This is a genomic window from Nocardioides kribbensis (genome assembly GCF_015070375.1).
GTDB lineage: Bacteria > Actinomycetota > Actinomycetes > Propionibacteriales > Nocardioidaceae > Nocardioides > Nocardioides kribbensis.
The window spans coordinates 691292-706212 of the sequence record NZ_JADCLL010000002.1; the positions used below are offsets into that span (position 1 = coordinate 691292).

The 14921-nt window shown below is 75.2% G+C and carries 18 protein-coding genes; all 18 read right to left on the minus strand.

Annotation, left to right across the window (positions count from 1 at the left end):
- Nucleotides 1-2: 2 nt before the first annotated feature.
- Entirely contained in the window at nucleotides 3-875 is an 873-nt protein-coding gene (gene fliN, locus IR170_RS08845; RefSeq protein WP_193662041.1) for a flagellar motor switch protein FliN, read from the minus strand.
- Entirely contained in the window at nucleotides 872-1858 is a 987-nt protein-coding gene (locus tag IR170_RS08850; protein WP_193662042.1) for a flagellar motor switch protein FliM, read from the minus strand. Before IR170_RS08850 ends, fliN begins: the two co-directional genes overlap by 4 nt.
- Nucleotides 1859-1960: 102 nt before the next feature.
- A complete protein-coding gene (locus tag IR170_RS08855) occupies nucleotides 1961-2395 on the minus strand; it encodes a flagellar basal body-associated FliL family protein (RefSeq protein ID WP_056905372.1) in 435 nt (144 codons plus the stop codon).
- Nucleotides 2392-3432 carry a flagellar motor protein MotB gene (locus IR170_RS08860; protein WP_193662043.1) on the minus strand — a complete coding sequence of 347 codons (1041 nt, stop codon included), beginning with the start codon at nucleotides 3430-3432 and terminating at the stop codon, nucleotides 2392-2394. The genes IR170_RS08855 and IR170_RS08860 overlap by 4 nt, the downstream gene beginning before the upstream one ends.
- A gap of 3 nt (nucleotides 3433-3435) precedes the next feature.
- Entirely contained in the window at nucleotides 3436-4230 is a 795-nt protein-coding gene (locus IR170_RS08865; RefSeq protein WP_056864743.1) for a motility protein A, read from the minus strand.
- Nucleotides 4227-4655: a flagellar FlbD family protein gene (locus IR170_RS08870; protein ID WP_082503341.1), complete on the minus strand. Its 429-nt coding sequence runs from the start codon at nucleotides 4653-4655 to the stop codon at nucleotides 4227-4229. The genes IR170_RS08865 and IR170_RS08870 overlap by 4 nt, the downstream gene beginning before the upstream one ends.
- A 196-nt stretch (nucleotides 4656-4851) precedes the next feature.
- Nucleotides 4852-5706, minus strand: a complete 855-nt coding sequence (locus IR170_RS08875) for a flagellar hook-basal body complex protein (RefSeq protein WP_193662044.1) — start codon at nucleotides 5704-5706, stop codon at nucleotides 4852-4854.
- Nucleotides 5707-5731: 25 nt separating this feature from the next.
- Nucleotides 5732-6217 (minus strand): flagellar hook capping FlgD N-terminal domain-containing protein, encoded by a 486-nt coding sequence (locus tag IR170_RS08880; RefSeq protein WP_193662045.1) that lies wholly within the window; start codon nucleotides 6215-6217, stop codon nucleotides 5732-5734.
- A 9-nt stretch (nucleotides 6218-6226) separates the two neighbouring features.
- On the minus strand, nucleotides 6227-7543 hold the full coding sequence (locus IR170_RS19920; protein ID WP_193662046.1) for a flagellar hook-length control protein FliK: 1317 nt from the start codon (nucleotides 7541-7543) through the stop codon (nucleotides 6227-6229).
- A complete protein-coding gene (locus IR170_RS08890; protein ID WP_251532570.1) occupies nucleotides 7540-8520 on the minus strand; it encodes a transglycosylase SLT domain-containing protein in 981 nt (326 codons plus the stop codon). Before IR170_RS08890 ends, IR170_RS19920 begins: the two co-directional genes overlap by 4 nt.
- Nucleotides 8517-9017 (minus strand): flagellar export protein FliJ, encoded by a 501-nt coding sequence (locus IR170_RS08895; RefSeq protein WP_193662047.1) that lies wholly within the window; start codon nucleotides 9015-9017, stop codon nucleotides 8517-8519. Before IR170_RS08895 ends, IR170_RS08890 begins: the two co-directional genes overlap by 4 nt.
- Nucleotides 9014-10396, minus strand: coding sequence for a FliI/YscN family ATPase (locus IR170_RS08900; protein ID WP_193662048.1), 1383 nt, complete (start codon nucleotides 10394-10396; stop codon nucleotides 9014-9016). The genes IR170_RS08895 and IR170_RS08900 overlap by 4 nt, the downstream gene beginning before the upstream one ends.
- Nucleotides 10393-11103, minus strand: a complete 711-nt coding sequence (locus IR170_RS08905; protein WP_193662049.1) for a FliH/SctL family protein — start codon at nucleotides 11101-11103, stop codon at nucleotides 10393-10395. The genes IR170_RS08900 and IR170_RS08905 overlap by 4 nt, the downstream gene beginning before the upstream one ends.
- Nucleotides 11087-12112, minus strand: a complete 1026-nt coding sequence (gene fliG, locus IR170_RS08910) for a flagellar motor switch protein FliG (RefSeq protein WP_056864737.1) — start codon at nucleotides 12110-12112, stop codon at nucleotides 11087-11089. The genes IR170_RS08905 and fliG overlap by 17 nt, the downstream gene beginning before the upstream one ends.
- Nucleotides 12112-13689 carry a flagellar basal-body MS-ring/collar protein FliF gene (gene fliF / locus IR170_RS08915; RefSeq protein WP_193662050.1) on the minus strand — a complete coding sequence of 526 codons (1578 nt, stop codon included), beginning with the start codon at nucleotides 13687-13689 and terminating at the stop codon, nucleotides 12112-12114. The genes fliG and fliF overlap by 1 nt, the downstream gene beginning before the upstream one ends.
- Entirely contained in the window at nucleotides 13686-14027 is a 342-nt protein-coding gene (gene fliE, locus IR170_RS08920; protein WP_193662051.1) for a flagellar hook-basal body complex protein FliE, read from the minus strand. Before fliE ends, fliF begins: the two co-directional genes overlap by 4 nt.
- Nucleotides 14027-14419 carry a flagellar basal body rod protein FlgC gene (locus IR170_RS08925; protein ID WP_056864734.1) on the minus strand — a complete coding sequence of 131 codons (393 nt, stop codon included), beginning with the start codon at nucleotides 14417-14419 and terminating at the stop codon, nucleotides 14027-14029. The genes fliE and IR170_RS08925 overlap by 1 nt, the downstream gene beginning before the upstream one ends.
- The gene (flgB, locus tag IR170_RS08930; protein WP_056864733.1) at nucleotides 14419-14814 is read right to left on the minus strand and encodes a flagellar basal body rod protein FlgB; all 396 of its coding nucleotides are present in this window, start codon (nucleotides 14812-14814) and stop codon (nucleotides 14419-14421) included. The genes IR170_RS08925 and flgB overlap by 1 nt, the downstream gene beginning before the upstream one ends.
- Nucleotides 14815-14921: the final 107 nt, after the last annotated feature.

Below are 14921 nucleotides of genomic sequence, written 5' to 3' on the forward strand. Positions count from 1 at the left end.
GCTCAGCCCACCGCGCCCTGGTCGAGGATCTCGGTGACGCGCAGGCCGAAGTCCTCGTCGACGACGACGACCTCGCCGCGGGCGATGAGGCGGCCGTTGACCAGCAGGTCGGCGGGGCTGCCGGCGGCCCGGTCGAGGGCGAGCACGGCGCCGGGGGCCAACGCGAGCAGGTCGCGCACGGGCATGCGGGTGCGACCGAGCTCGACGGTGACCTCCATCTCCACACCGTGGAGCATCTCGATGCCGCGGCGGCCGTCGGCGATGGAGCGGACGTTGTCGGCCCGGCCGGTGCCGGGCAGGGGGCGGCCGGCCACGGGCTGGCCGAAGGGGTCCACCGTGGTGGCCGCCGGGCCGCCGGCCGGTGAGCCCTGGCCCGCCTGGGCGGCCTGGGACGCCTGGGCCGCCTGGGCGGCGAGCGCGGCGGCCAGGGTGGTGTCGGGCACCAGGAGGGCGGCGACGATGCCGGCGCCGAGCAGCGGCACGGCGGTGAAGCCGCCGCCGGTGGGCCCGGTCAGCTCGGGGACGAGCAGCTCGAGGTCGACCGAGCGGGCGGCCTGGGCGGTGGCACCCAGCGCGGCGGCGGCGGCGTCGAGCGCCGGCTGCACGGCGGCGCCGAGGTCGAGGCCGCCGAGCGGGCTGGCCTGGAGCGCGGAGACGAGCTCCTCGCCCACGAGCACCGAGACCCGGCCGCTGGCCGGGCCGCTGAGGTCGGCGACGGCCGCGCCCGCGAAGACGCCCACGACGTGCTCGGTGCCGGGCTGCGGGTCGCCGGCCGAGAGCGGCTCGCTGGCGGGGAGCACGGTGGCGCAGGCCTCCGCGGCGGCCAGGGCGAGGGCGTCGGCGGGGGAGCCCCCGGCGGGCAGGGTGCTGGTCATCGGTTCTCCTGGGTGTGAGCGGCGCCGGCCGCGACGATGAGGGCGGCCAGACGCGCGCCCTGGGTGCCCGCGGTGGCGTGGGCGAAGGCCTGCTCGTCGACGGTCACGTCGAGCGGGGCCGAGGCCGGGTGGGCCAGGCGCAGCACGTCGCCGGGCCGCAGGTCGGACAGCGTGGCGGGGTCGACCGCGGTGCTGCGGAAGCGCACGGCCACGTCGACCGGCACCTCCTGGAAGGTCTCGTGCAGCAGCGCGGCGGCCTCGGCGCGCTGGGTCCGCTCACGGCTGGAGACGGGCGCGGGCGCGGCGGCCGCGGTGAGGTGCGGCAGCAGCCCGCCGAAGGGCAGGCACAGCGACATCCGGTGCGCGCGCTCGTCGATCCGCAGGTCGAGGCCCACCGAGACCATGACGTCGGCGGCGCCGGCGACCTGGGCGAACTGGGGGCTGTACTCGACGCCGGTCACCTCGGGGTCGAGGGTGACGATGGCGGCCAGGGAGTAGCGCATCTCGGCCAGCAGGCGCTCGACCAGGCCGGCGATCACGCCGCTCTCGATCTCGGTGAGCGGGCGCTGCGGCTGGTCGGCCTGGCCGGGCCCGCCGAGCATGTGGTCGACGCACGACATCACCGCGTTGAGCGGGAGGTCGAGCACCCCGCGGCCCGGCACCGGGTCGAGGGCGAAGAGCGTGAGGTAGGTGGTCGGCGCGAGGCTGTCGACGTACTCGGCGTAGGTGCGCTGGTCGATGCCGGCCAGGCTCACCTGGCACACCGAGCGCAGCGCGGAGGTGAAGACCGTGGTGGCCTGCCGGGCGAAGCCGTCGAAGCCCACCTGGAGGATGCGCAGGTGCTCGCGCGAGAGCTGGATCGGGCGACGGAAGTCGTAGGGCACGGCCGTGGCGGCGCCGTCGCGGCGGCGCGAGCGACCCGTCGCTCCGAGCCGTCGGGGGTCGGCGACCGGGGAGGACGGCAACGCGGTCGGCAGGCTCACGCCCCGCCCATCGGCGGCGCGTGGGAGCACCTGAGGAGAAACGGGTCGACGGACCCCCGGCCGTCGTCGCGACGGCCGTCTGAGGAGGGTGGAGCGGCGGGGCTACTGGGTGACGAACTCGGTGAAGTACACCTCCATCACGTCACCGTGGTACTCCTCCTCCAGCGTGTGGTTGAGCTTCTCCTTCAGCTTCTCGCGGTCCTCGCCCACCGCCAGCTCCTCGACCGTGCGGCCGCTGAAGAGCTCGATCGTGGCGTCGAGGGCCTTGCTGCCGTCGGCCTCGTGGGCGTCGGCGGTGAGCTGCAGCGCGATGCCGACGCGCAGGTAGTGCCCCGACTCGAGGTTGACCTGCACCGGCTCGAGCACGAGCACCTCGCCGGGCTCCGGCGCGGCCTCGGCGCCCGAGGGCTTGAGCACGAACCAGTACGCCGCACCCGCGGCCAGCACCAGCACGAGGGCGATCACGATCAGCTTCTTCTTGCTCTTCTTCGGCTCGGCCGCGGTCGCCTCGGCCGCCGGCAGTGTCGTGGTGGTCATCGGGGGGCTCCCTGGGAGGGGTCGGTCGGGTCGGTGGGATCGGCGGGCAGGCCGTCGGCGCGCACGGCGCCGTCGTCGGTGGACCCGCCGGGGGTCGGGGTCGCGTCCTCTTCGCGCCGCTCGCCCGCCCCGCGCCGGTCACCGCCGGGCGCGCCGTCGCGGGGCAGGGCCCCGGCGGCGTCGGGCAGCAGCTGCGCGACCTCGCGGGGCAGGCGGGTGAGCACGACGATGTCGACGCGCTTGTTGACCGCCTGGGAGCCGGGCTCCGACGGGTCGACCAGCGGCTTCTCGTGGCCGTAGGCGGCCAGCGACAGTCGCTCGGCCGGCACCCCGAAGCGCTCGTCGAGCCGTCGGAGCACGGTGAGGGCGCGGGCGGCGGAGAGGTCCCAGTCGGTGGCGAAGTACTTCGGCTGCACGTCGACCTGGTTGGTGTGCCCGTCGATCTGCAGCCGGTCGGGGATGGCCAGCAGCACCGGGGCGAGGGTGTCGACGACCTCCTCGCCGCGGGCGGTGAGGGTGGCGAGGTCGGACTCGAAGACGACGTGGCGCGAGACCAGGCTGAGCACCAGGCCGCGCTCGTCGTAGGTGGCCTTGACGTCGTCCTGCAGGCCCTGGGCCCGCAGCGCCCGCTCGAGGCGCTCGCGCACCTCGTCGAGGCGCTCGGCCTCCGACCGGGCCTCCGCGCGGCGGCGGTCCTGCTCGAGGCGCTCGGTCTCGGCCAGCGCCTCCTCGACGACGGCGCGGTCCTTCTCCGACAGGTCGGCCAGCGCCAGCTGCGGACGCACCGGGGCCACGGCGGCCGAGCCGGGCTGCTCCTGGATCGACGAGGCGCCCTGGAGCACCTGGTCACTGGCGCCGAAGCCGGCGGCGAGGCCCTCCTTGAGCTCGGCGAACTTCTTCTCGTCGACCTGGCTCATCGCGAACATGACGATGAAGAGCACCATGAGCAGCGTGACCATGTCGGCGTAGGTCACCAGCCACCGCTCGTGGTTCTCGTGCTCCTCGTGCTCCTCGTGGCGCTTGCGTCGGGCCGACACGGCTCAGGCCGCCTGGGCCTGGCCGGGGGCGACGGCCGCGGGCTGCTCGCCGGCGGGCAGCAGCGAGGTGAGCTTGGCGGCGATCACGCGGGGGTTGGAGCCGGCCTGGATGGCGGCGACGCCCTCGATGACGATCTCCATGCGGGCGACCTCGAGCTCGCCGAGGCGCTTGAGCCGGTTGCCGAGGGGGAGGAAGAGCACGTTGGCCGACATGACGCCCCACAGCGTGGCGACGAAGGCCGCGGCGATGAGGTGGCCGAGCTCCTCGGGGCTGGCGAGGTTCTCCAGCACGTGCACGAGGCCCATGACGGTGCCGATGATGCCGATGGTGGGGGCGTAGGCGCCCGCGTCGGCCCAGAACTTCGCCGACTGCTTGTCGGCCTTGCGCTTCGCGGCCACCTCGGCCTCGAGGATGTCGCGGACCTCGTCGGGGTCGGTGCCGTCGATGGCCATCGTGACGCCCTTGACCAGGAAGGGGTCGTCGACGTCCTTGACCATGTCCTCCAGCGCCAGCAGGCCCTCGCGGCGGGCCTTCTCGGCCAGGGAGACGACCGCCGGGACGACGTCGCCGGCGGGCTTGACGTCGCCGCCGGTGAAGGCGCGCTTGAGCGAGGCCACGGCCCCCTTGGCGTCGGCCATGGTGCCGCCGGCCACCGTGACCAGCAGCGTGGTGCCGAAGACCAGCAGCATCGGCGGCAGCAGCAGCAGGCTCATCGGGTTGCCGCCCTCGAGCACGTTGGCGGTCACGATGACCACCAGGCCCAGGCCGATGCCGATGGCTGTGGCGGCGTCCTTCATCGGGTGGCTCCCGGTCCGAGCGGCGCGAGCGCCGAGTGGTCCGCGCCGACGTCGAGCCCCGTGTCGAGACCCGTGGCCAGCCCGGCGTCGGGCCCCGTCTCGGCGGCGCGCGGCGCGTGGTGGGCCACCACGCTCAGGGCGGGGCGACGGCCGGCGAGCTGCTCGCCGAGGTCGACGTCGAGGGCGGCCCGGGCGCTGCCGAGGGCCTCGGGGGTCTGCTCCCCGATGCGCACGTAGCCGCTGAGGGCGATGAGCTCGGCGCGGTGGTGCCGGATGATCGAGACGACCGCGGTCATGCTCTCCGCGACGACGTACTTGGACCCGTCGACCAGCGTGATGACGGTGTCGGGGGTGGAGTCGATGCGCTCGATCAGGTCGGAGTTCAGGGCGAACACCGAGCCCGAGAGACGGGTCAGCGAGATCATGCGGGGCACCATCCTTAGTGCGGTCGAGCGACAGCCGTCCGTGGCCGTCACGATGTCCATCGGTCGGGGCGGGGCCGACCTGAGGGGTCGGCGCGGGATCAGTGCGGTCCTCCCGCGACCGCGGCCGGCCACCCGGGTGGGCGACCGGCCGCGGGCCGGGGCGGGGACGAGCGCGCCGTGCGACGGCGCGGGCGCGTCAGCGCTTGATGTTGACGAGGTCCTCGAGCACCGAGTCGGAGGTGGTGATGACGCGGCTGCTGGCCTGGAATCCGCGCTGGGCGAGGATCAGGTTGGTGAACTCCGCGGCGAGGTCGACGTTCGACATCTCCAGCGCACCGGCCATGAGCGTGCCGCGGCTGCCCTCGCCGGAGACGCCGAGGTCGGCCGGGCCGGAGTTGGCCGACTCGCGGAAGGCCGTCTCGCCGACGCGCTCGAGGCCCATCGGGTTGTTGAAGTCGGCCAGCGCCAGCTGGGCCATGTCGCGCTGCACGCCGTCGGAGAAGACGCCGCGGAGCTTGCCGTCGCTGCCGAAGGAGTAGGAGGTGAGCTCCACGCCCGCGGGCACCGCGGGGGTCAGGCCCGCGGTGTCGCGGGTGATGTCGACCAGGCCGCCGGTGCGGTTGCCGGCGGCGTCGAGCTCGTAGCCCTGCACGCGGGCGCCCGACGGGGTGACCAGGGTGCCGGCCTCGTCGAAGGTGAAGGCGCCGGCGCGGGTGTAGAGCTGCTCGTTGCCGAAGCGCACCACGAACATGCCGTCGCCCTGGATCATCAGGTCGGTCGAGCGGCCGGTCATCTGCGCCGAGCCCTGGCTGAGGTTGCTGGCGGTGCCGGCCACCTGCACGCCGAGGCCGACCTGGATCGGGTTGGTGCCGCCGCGGTTGGCGTTGGCGCCCGACGCGCCGGTCAGCATCTGGCTGAGGGTGTCGCTGAAGACGGTGGTGCTGGACTTGAAGCCGGTGGTGTTGGCGTTGGCGATGTTGTTGCCGGTGACGTCGAGCATCGTCTGGTTGACGCGCAGGCCGGAGATGCCGGCGAAGAGCGAGCGAAGCATGAGGGGGTCCTCTCGGAGGTGCTGGTCAGGGTCGGGCGGGGGTGGCGGACGTGCTGGCGGAGCTGGTGCCGCTGCCGGCGGACGTCGCGGCGGAGGCTCCGCCCGCGACGGTGAGGACGTTGACGAGGGGTACGTCGGTGCCGTCGACGTCGAGCACGGGGCCGCTGGCCTCGAACGTGACGCCCTGCACGGTGCCGGTGCCCTCGGTGCCGTCGGCGAGGGTGTAGCTGACCTCGCGCCCGACCAGGCTGCTGGCCCCGAAGGCCATCTGCGCGCCGAGCACGAGCGCGGTCTGGTCGGCGACGTCCTGCATCTTCTCCAGGGCGGTGAACTGCGCCGACTGGGAGAGGAACTCCCCGGTGTCGGCGGGGTTCATCGGGTCCTGGTAGCGCAGCTGCGCCACGAGGAGCTGCAGGAACATGTCCTTGTCGGGCGACGTCGCGGACGTGGTCGCCGGCGCGAGCGCCTGCAGACCACCCCCGGTGACGGCCTCCGTGGCCGAGATCGACACGGGTCCTCCTCACATGCTGACGTCGAGGGCCCGGCGGGCCCCTGACGTCTGCGGGTCGGCTGAGCCGGCTCCCAGGGATCCTGGGTGGGCCGGTCTCGTGGTGCCATCCCTGGCGACGTGGTCGGCAGACGTCCGTGCCTGCCGTTCCTGCTGCCGGCTCGCGTCGCCCGAGGGACGCTCTCCGGAGTCGGTGTGGTCGGAGCCCGACCAGGAGCCGGGGGCGTCGCCGCGCGCGTCCTGCGCGCTCGCGCTCCCGGGGGTGGCTGCCGCGGCTGCCGGCGCACCGGCGGCGTCGCGCACGCTCACGCGGGTCTCGCCGAGGTGCTCGAGGAGCCGCTGGAGCTCGGGCGCGCCCTGCTGGAGCGCGTCGCGCGCGCCCTCGTGGGCCGCCACCATCCGCACCCGCAGGCCGTGCTCGCCCATGCTCAGCGTCACCCGCACCTCGCCCAGCGTGCCGGGGTCGAGACGCAGCGTGAGGTGCTGGGTGGTGCGCTGCCCCGGGCCGGCCTGGGTCTGCGCGAGCCGCACCACCTCGGGGAAGACCTGGCCGGTCACCTGGCGGGTCGTCGGGGACGGCGGGGCCGGCGTCGTGCCGGCCGGCGCGGTCGTGGCGGTCGTGGCTCCGGCGGCGTCCGGGGCGGTGGCGGGTGACGCGCCGTCGAGCGCCGCGAGGTCCGCCCTTCCCGGTCCCGGCTGCGCTGCCCGGTCGGCCTGGTCGGCACGGGTGGACGCCGTGTCCTGCGGTCCGGTCTGCGCCGGGGCCGCGGTCTCCGCCCCGTGCTGCGGCCCGTGCTGCTGCGGCCCGTGCTGCTGCGGCCCGGCGGCGGTGGGCGCCTCGGGGGCGGTGGGGGCGGTGGGGGCGGTGAGCTCGACGAGGTCGGTGGGGGCGGACCCGTCGGCGCTCGAGCCGGTGGTCGTCGCGGCCCCGTCGGTCGCCGTCTGCTGCCCGGTGGCCCCGGGCTGCTGCGGCAGCGGCAGGGCGGCGAGGAGCACCGCGGTGGGGTCGACCACGGCCGGGGTGCCCGCCTGCTCGGCCCCGGTCTCGCCGTCGGTCTCGCCCTCGCCGCCGCTGTCGCTGCCGGTGCCGGTGCCGGTGGCACGACCTGCCGCGGTGGCGGTCCCGGGCGCACCGCGTCCGCCGCCGTCCTGCCCGGCCATGGCGTCGACGAGGCCGGCGACGAGGGCGGCGAAGCCCCCGCCGGCGGTGGCGCCGCCGGCCGCACCCGCGCCGGCCGGGCCGGGCGTCGTGGCGCTGGTCGGCGTACCGGGGCGGGAGGCGGTGCGGGCCGTGGCGGGCAGGGCGGCGCCCTGGGGCATCACGCTCATGCGGCACGCACCATGGCCATGACCGAGCGCACGTAGTTCTGCGTCTCGGGGTAGGGCGGGATGCCGTCGTAGCGCAGCACCGCTCCGGGCCCGGCGTTGTAGCCGGCGAGGGCCAGGTCGGTGCGCCCGAAGCGGTCGAGCAGGTCGCGCAGCAGCCGGGCGGCGCCGTCGACGGCCTGGGCGGGGTCGAAGGAGTTCGTGACGCCGAGGCCGTCGGCCGTGCCGGGCATGAGCTGCATGAGGCCCTGCGCACCGGCGGGGCTGACCGCCTTCGGGTCGAAGCCCGACTCCTGGCGGGCCACGGAGGCCAGCAGCACGGGGTCGACGCCGTAGCGCTGGCCCGCGGCGTTGAAGAGGTCGCTGAAGGGGACGCCGCTGACCCGGCTGCTGCCCGCGGCCGCGGGGGCTCCGGCCGCCCCGACGGGGGCGTCGGGCAGGACCCGGCGGATGTAGTCGGGCGTGCTCGGCACGTCGACGATGCGGATGTCGAGGCCGGTGCGCGGCGCCTCGAGCATCTTGCCGCCGCCGAGGTAGATGGCGATGTGGTCGGCGCCGTTGTTGCGGCTGGAGTTGTCCCAGGCGATGAGGTCGCCGGGGCGGGCCTCGGCCATCGAGGCCACCGGCTGCCCGGCACGGGCCTGGTCGGCCGAGACCCGGGGCAGGTCGACGCCGAACTTGCCGTAGACGTACTGCACCAGCCCCGAGCAGTCCATGCCGCCCGCGGCCGGGCTGCTGCCGCCCCAGACGTAGGGCATGCCGACGTACTTCTTGGCCTCGGCGATGACGTCGGCGGCCAGGGCCGAGCCGCCGCCGGACGACGAGCCGGACCCCGCGGCGCCGGTGGCCGAGGCGCCCGCCGCGGAGGAGGCCGCGCTGAGGCTCGCCGCGAAGGCGCTGCCGCTGCTCTGCGACGGGCCGAGCAGGGCGAGCTGCGACTGGATCTGGGCGATCCGGGAGGTGATCTCGCTGACGCTCACGACGCGGCCCTCCCGGTGGCGGTGCTGGGGGTGCTGGCGGCGCCGGGCTCGCAGGCCTGATCGGCCTGCTCGGCGCGCAGCCACAGCCGGCCGGCGACCTCGTCGAGCTCGACGGCCTCGCCGCGGGCGGTCTCGGCGGCGCGCTCGTCGGCGCGCCGCTCCAGCAGGCCCTCCACGGCGCCGAGGCGGGCCTTGTCGGCGCGCCACCAGGCGCCGGCGTCCAGGGCCAGGCGGCGGGAGGTGTCGAGATCGGCGCGGGCCTCCACCGCGGCGTGGCGCAGCGCGGCCAGCGACTGGCGCAGCGCCACGAACTCCGCGAGGTCGCCGGAGACGAAGCCGGCGTGGTCGCGCACGGCCTGCTCGAGCTCGGCGACGCGCCGCTCGTGGGTGCGCTGCTCGCGCAGGGCGGTCTGGAGGCCGAGGCGGCTGTCGCGCTCGCGCACGCCGCGCACGCGGGCGACGGCGCGCAGCCCGGGGTCGTGGGCGGTGCGGCTCACGGCGCCACCAGCTCCTGGAGCCGGGACCAGGCCTCGGGCAGCGGGGTGCTGTCCTCCATGTCCTGGCGCAGGAAGGCCTCGATGCGGGGCATCCGGGCCAGGGCGGCGTCGGCGTCGGGATCGGTGCCGGCGACGTAGGCGCCGATCTCGACCAGCTCGCGCACGTCGCGGTGGGCGGCCAGCATGCGGCGCAGGGCCACGGCGTCGGCGCGCTGGGCCGGGCCGGTGACGGCGCCGGTGGTGCGCGAGATCGACTCGAGCACGTCGATGCTGGGGAAGTGCCCGGCGGTGGCCAGGCGGCGGGTGAGCACGACGTGGCCGTCGAGGATCGAGCGCGCGGTGTCGCCGATGGGGTCCTGGAGGTCGTCGCCCTCCACCAGCACGGTGTAGAGCCCGGTGATGGAGCCGCCGGGGGCGGTGCCGGCCCGCTCGAGCAGGCGCGGGAGCAGGGCGAAGACGCTGGGCGGGTAGCCGCGGGTGGCGGGCGGCTCGCCGGCCGAGAGCCCGATCTCGCGCTGGGCCATGGCCACGCGGGTCAGGCTGTCCATCATCAGCACGACGTGGCGGCCGGCCTCGCGGAAGGACTCCGCGATGCGGGTGGCGACGAAGGCGGCGCGCAGCCGCTCGACGGGCGGGGCGTCGGAGGTGGCGACGACCACCACCGAGCGGGCCAGGCCCTCGGGGCCGAGGTCGTTCTCGATGAACTCGCGGACCTCGCGGCCGCGCTCGCCGATCAGCGCGATCACCGAGACCTCGGCGTCGGTGCCGCGGGCGATCATCGACAGCAGGCTCGACTTGCCGACCCCGGAGCCGGCCATGATGCCCAGGCGCTGGCCCAGGCCGCAGGGCACCAGCGTGTCCAGGGCGCGTACGCCGAGGCCGAGCTGCCGGTCGATCCGCGGTCGCGAGAGCGCGTCGGGGGCCGCGTGGTCGACGTCGACCAGCGCCAGCCCGGGGAGGCTCTCGAGCGCGGGGCCGCCGTCGACGGGGCGGCCGAGGCCGTCGAGCACCCGCCCGCGCAGGGCGTCGCCGACGCGCACCCGCAGCGGCCCGCCGGTGTGGTGCACCGGCGCACCGACCTCGATGCCGGCGGTGCGGCCCAGCGGCAGGCAGACCAGCCCCTCGGTGGAGCTGGCGGCCACCTCGACCAGCACGGGCGCACGGTCGGCGGGGCGCACCTCGAGCAGGTCGCCCACGGCGCCGCGCAGGCCGACCACGCGCAGGTGCAGGCCCACGGTCTCGCTGACCCGGCCCAGCCGCAGCGGTGCGGCGGCGCGCAGGGCCCCGGCGCGGCCGCGGTCGAGGCGCTCGCGCAGCGACGGGGCGCCGGCGGGGTGCGCGGCGGGGTGCGTGACGGGGGAGGTCGTGACGGTGCTCATCGCAGGGCCTCCGCGACGCGCTCGAGGGCGGCGCCGACGCGCAGGTCGACGACCTGCTCGGCGGTCTCGACGACGACGTCGTCGCGCTCGAGCCCGGCGTCGGGCACGACGGTGAGCTGCTGGCCGGCCGGACCGGCCAGGCCGGCGAGGTCGGCGGCCACGGTGCTGGCGGCGACGTCGGGGTGCAGGCGCACGGTGACCGGCACGCCGGAGGGCAGGACGACCAGCGCGCGCCGCACGACGTCGGCGGCGGGGTCGGGGGAGGTGCGCAGCTCGTGGCCGACCAGCTCCCGGGTCAGCTCGCGGGCCAGGCGCAGGGCCTGCTCCTCGAGGTCGGCGGCCACCGTGGCGCTCGTGCGCTGCAGGGCGCTCGCGGCGCGCTCGAGCCCGGCGAGCGCGGCGCGGTGCTCGGCCTCGCGGCGGGTCTCGGCGGCCACGCGCTCCTGCTCGGCCCGGGCGGCGACGGCGGCGGCCTCGGCGGCGGCCTCGCGGCGTCCCTCGGCCCAGCCGGTGGCGTAGCCCTGGGCGCGGGCGGCGGTGCGGGTGCTCTCGGCCAGCCCGGCCAGCGCCTGCTCGGTGACCAGGTCTCCGAGCACGCTGCTCCCGCCGAGGCGGGTCCAGGAGCCGTCGCGCAGCTCGGGGGTGGCCGCGACCGTGGCGGTCTCGGCGGCGGCGCCGCGCAGCAGGGCCTCAGTCGACGAACTCAACGTCGCCCCCTCGCCGCACCATGATCTCGCCGCGCTCCTCGAGCTGGCGGATCGTGCGGATGACGCCCTGCTGGGCCTCCTCGACCTGGGTCAGGCGCACCGGGCCGAGCAGCTCGATCTCCTCGACCAGGCCCTCGGCGGCGCGGCTGGAGAGGTTGCGGGTGATCTTGTCCCGCACGGCGTCGGCGACGCCCTTGAGCGCGAGCGCCAGCTGGGCGGTGTCGACCTGGCGCAGCACCTGCTGCACGGAGCGGTCGTCGAGGTGCACGACGTCCTCGAACATGAACATCCGGCTCTTGACCTCGTCGGCCAGCGCGGCGTCGAGCACCTCGAGGCCCTCGACGATCTGGCGCTCGGTGGAGCGGTCGGAGGCGTTGATGATGTTGACCAGCGGGTCGAGGCCGCCGACGCGCGACATGTCGGTGGGCTGCAGCATCGAGGAGAGCTTGCGCTCCAGGGTGGCCTCGACGGCCCGGACGATGTCGGGGGAGGTGCGGTCCATCACCGCGATGCGGTGGGCGACCTGGGCCTGCTGCTCCGGGGGCAGCCCCGAGAGCAGCAGCGAGGCCTTGTCGGCGGTCATGTGGGCCAGCACCAGGGCGATGACCTGCGGGTGCTCGTCGACGATGAAGGAGCGCAGCTGCGCGGGGTCGGCCTGGTGCAGGAACTGGAAGGGCATCTGCACCGCGGCGGCGTGGAGCCGCTCGATGATCTGCGCAGCGCGCTCGGAGCCCATCGACTGCTCGAGCACCTGCTGGGCGAAGGCCAGGCCGCCGCGGCTGATGTGCTCGCGGGCGGTCATGGTGTCGCGGAACTCCACGAGCACGGCCTCCGACTCGGCCGCGGAGATCGAGTCGAGCCGGGCGATCTCGGCGGTGATGGCCTCGACCTCGTGCTCCTCCAGGTGGCTGAGCACGGTCGCGGCGCGGGTCTTGCCCATCTGCACGAGCAGCACGGCGGCCTTGCGGGCCCCCACGCCGGCCAGGGTGCTGGCCAGTGCGCCGCCCATCAGCCGCGCTCCGTCAGCCAGCCGCGCAGCAGCGCGGCGACGTCCTCGGGCTGGCGCTCGATGAGCGCGTTGAGCTCGTCACGCATGTCGTTCTCCTCGCTGCGCTCGGACTCCTCCAGCGCCAGGGCGGCGGGCACGGGCTCGGTGAGCTGGCGTGCGGCGGACTGCTCGCGCAGCTGCTCCACGACGTAGGTCGTGGCCTGCTCGCGCTGCTTGGCGCGCTTGCGGCCCTTGAGCACGGCGAGCAGCAGCACCAGGGCGACCAGCAGGGCCAGGCCGACCTTGCGGATCAGGTCGTTGCGCGCGGCGCTGGCGTCGGCGGCGGCTGCGGCCTCCAGCTCGGCGGCGGCGGCCTCCTCGGCGGTGCGGTCGAAGGGCATGGTCACCACGCGCACCGAGTCGCCGGCGGCCTGGTCGAGACCGACCGCGTCCTCGACGAGGCCGCGCACGTCGGCGGTGGAGATCGCCTGGGTGCTGTTGGTGTCGAGCACCACGCCGACGTGCATCGACTCCACCGAGCCCGGGGTGGACTCGACGTGCTCGACGGTGCTGCCGACGGCACGGTCGGTGGTCGTGACCTCCTTCTCGTACGACGAGTCCGCCGAGCCGCCCGTGGCGCCGGTGTCCATCTGCCCGTCGGGGCCGACCACACCCTCCGCGCCGCCGGTGGGCGAGCCCGGTCCGGTGTAGGTCTCGGTGCTGGTGGAGGAGGACGTCGCGGGGTTGTCCTCCTCGGGGGTGAAGGTGGTGGTCTGGGTGGTGCGCTTGTCGAAGTCGAGGTCGACGGCGACCTGCACGGTGGAGTTGCCGGGGCCCACGACGCGGTCGAGGGTGGCCTGGATGTCCTGGCGCAGCTCCTCCTGGCGGGCCTCGATCTCCTGGTTGCGGGTCGTGGCGTCGACGCCGGTGCCGTCGGCGCCCGAGAGCAGGCCCTCGGTGTCGCTCACGGTCACGTCGGCGGGGTCGAGGCCCTCCACGCTGGAGGCGACCAGGTGCACGATGGCCTGCACCTGCTGGGCGCCCAGGCGGGTGCCGGCGCCGGTCTCGACGAGCACCGACGCGGTGGGCGGGTCCTGCTCGTCGGCGAAGACGTCCTTGGCCGGCATGGCCAGGTGGACCACGGCGGTGTCGACCTCGTCGATGCCCTCGATGGTGGCCGAGAGCTCGCCCTCCATGGCCCGCTTGTAGTCGGTCTGCTCCTGGAACTCCGAGGTCGACAGGCCGTTGTCGTCGAGGATGGAGTAGCCGCCGTCGCTCTCGGAGGGCAGGCCCTCGCCGGAGAGGTCGATGCGGGCCTTGTAGACCGCGTCGCGCGGCACCATGACCGTCGCGCCGCCGTCGGCGAGCTCGTAGGGCACGCCCTGGGAGTCGAGCTGCTCGACCACGGCCGAGGCGTCGCTGGCCGAGAGGTCGGAGTAGAGGGGCGAGTAGGTCGGGGCCGAGGCCCAGCGGAAGACCAGGAAGCCGCCCAGCAGCAGGGCCAGGGTGCCGACGATCGCGACGACCTTCTGGCCCGCGGTGAAGCCGGCGAACGACTGGCGCCAACCGCCCAGCGTCCGGGTGATCGTGTCCTTCATCCGACCTGCATCCGCATGATCTCGGTGAAGGCCTCGACGGCCTTGTTGCGCACGGCCACGGTGACCTGCGTGGTGACCTGGGCCTGCGTGGCCGCGATCGTGTAGTCGTGGAGGTTCTCCAGCTGACCGGTGGCGGCCTGCACGGCCATGCCGTCGGCGGTGCGCTGGGTGGCGTCGAGGCGGTCGAGGCCGTCGACGACCATGCGGCCGAAGTCGCTGCCGGCACCGCCCGCGGCCGAGGTGCCGGTGGGGGAGGGCGCGGCGCTGGGGGCGACCGTGGGGGCGACGTACGGCGTGAAGCCGGCGGTGCCGAGGGACTCGATCCCGCTGACGCTCATCAACGGCTCCCGATGCCGATGGCGGTGGAGTAGGTGTCCTGGGCGAACTTGGTGACCTGCGCCGAGGCCTGGAAGCCGCGCTGGGCCATGATCAGCTCGCTCATCTGGGCGCTCATGTCCATGGCGGGGGCGCGCACGTAGCCCTCGGCGTCGGCCAGCGGGTGGTCGGGGTCGTGCACGAGCATCCCCTCGGGGTCGCTGAGGGCGATGCCGGTGACGTCGACGCCGCCGTCCTGCCGGGCGCCGGCCATGACCAGCTGCGCCTGGAAGGCGGTCTGGTCGGTGGAGACCACCGTGTTGGCGTTGGCGATGTTGGAGGCCAGCGCGTCGAGCCAGGTCTGGTGCATGCCCAGGCCGGAGCCGGCGATGCGCAGCACGTCGAAGGCGCCCATCAGGCACCTGCCGCGGTGCGCACGAGCTCGAAGCGGTCGGTGACCGCACGGGCGACCATCTGGTACTGGAACTGCGACTGCATCGCGGCCAGCGTCTCCTTGCGCAGGTCGACGTTGTTGCCGTTGGCGCCCACCGGGGTGTCGGTGGCGACCATCGACGGCACGGCGCCCGCCAGGCGTCCGGTGATCGCCGCGTCGGCGTCGGCACCGCCGCCGGCCCCGGAGATGGCGGCGGCCAGCGTGCTCTCGAAGTCGACGGAGGTGGCCCGGAAGTCGGGGGTGTCGACGTTGGCGAGGTTGTCGGCGATGGTGCGCTGGCGCAGGGCCAGGCCGTCGAGGGCGAAGCCCAGCACCGACGACACGGAGTCGACGGAGGCGTAGGACGGTACGGACACGGTGAACCTCCCGCTGTGAGGCGAGTCAGTGCCGGTCCGTCGGCGAGGGCGAGCGAGCAGTCCCTGCTCGCGGGGTCTGATCGGTCCCCTCCGGGGGGACCTGAGGA

Coding starts and splice junctions, on each gene's coding strand:
- fliN (WP_193662041.1), bottom strand. CDS start 875: ATGACCAGCACCCTGCCCGCCGGGGGCTCCCCCGCCGACGCCCTCGCC.
- IR170_RS08855 (WP_056905372.1), bottom strand. CDS start 2,395: ATGACCACCACGACACTGCCGGCGGCCGAGGCGACCGCGGCCGAGCCG.
- IR170_RS08865 (WP_056864743.1), bottom strand. CDS start 4,230: ATGAAGGACGCCGCCACAGCCATCGGCATCGGCCTGGGCCTGGTGGTC.
- IR170_RS08870 (WP_082503341.1), bottom strand. CDS start 4,655: ATGATCTCGCTGACCCGTCTCTCGGGCTCGGTGTTCGCCCTGAACTCC.
- IR170_RS08875 (WP_193662044.1), bottom strand. CDS start 5,706: ATGCTTCGCTCGCTCTTCGCCGGCATCTCCGGCCTGCGCGTCAACCAG.
- IR170_RS19920 (WP_193662046.1), bottom strand. CDS start 7,543: ATGAGCGTGATGCCCCAGGGCGCCGCCCTGCCCGCCACGGCCCGCACC.
- IR170_RS08900 (WP_193662048.1), bottom strand. CDS start 10,396: ATGAGCACCGTCACGACCTCCCCCGTCACGCACCCCGCCGCGCACCCC.
- fliG (WP_056864737.1), bottom strand. CDS start 12,112: ATGGGCGGCGCACTGGCCAGCACCCTGGCCGGCGTGGGGGCCCGCAAG.
- fliF (WP_193662050.1), bottom strand. CDS start 13,689: ATGAAGGACACGATCACCCGGACGCTGGGCGGTTGGCGCCAGTCGTTC.
- fliE (WP_193662051.1), bottom strand. CDS start 14,027: ATGAGCGTCAGCGGGATCGAGTCCCTCGGCACCGCCGGCTTCACGCCG.
- IR170_RS08925 (WP_056864734.1), bottom strand. CDS start 14,419: ATGGGCGCCTTCGACGTGCTGCGCATCGCCGGCTCCGGCCTGGGCATG.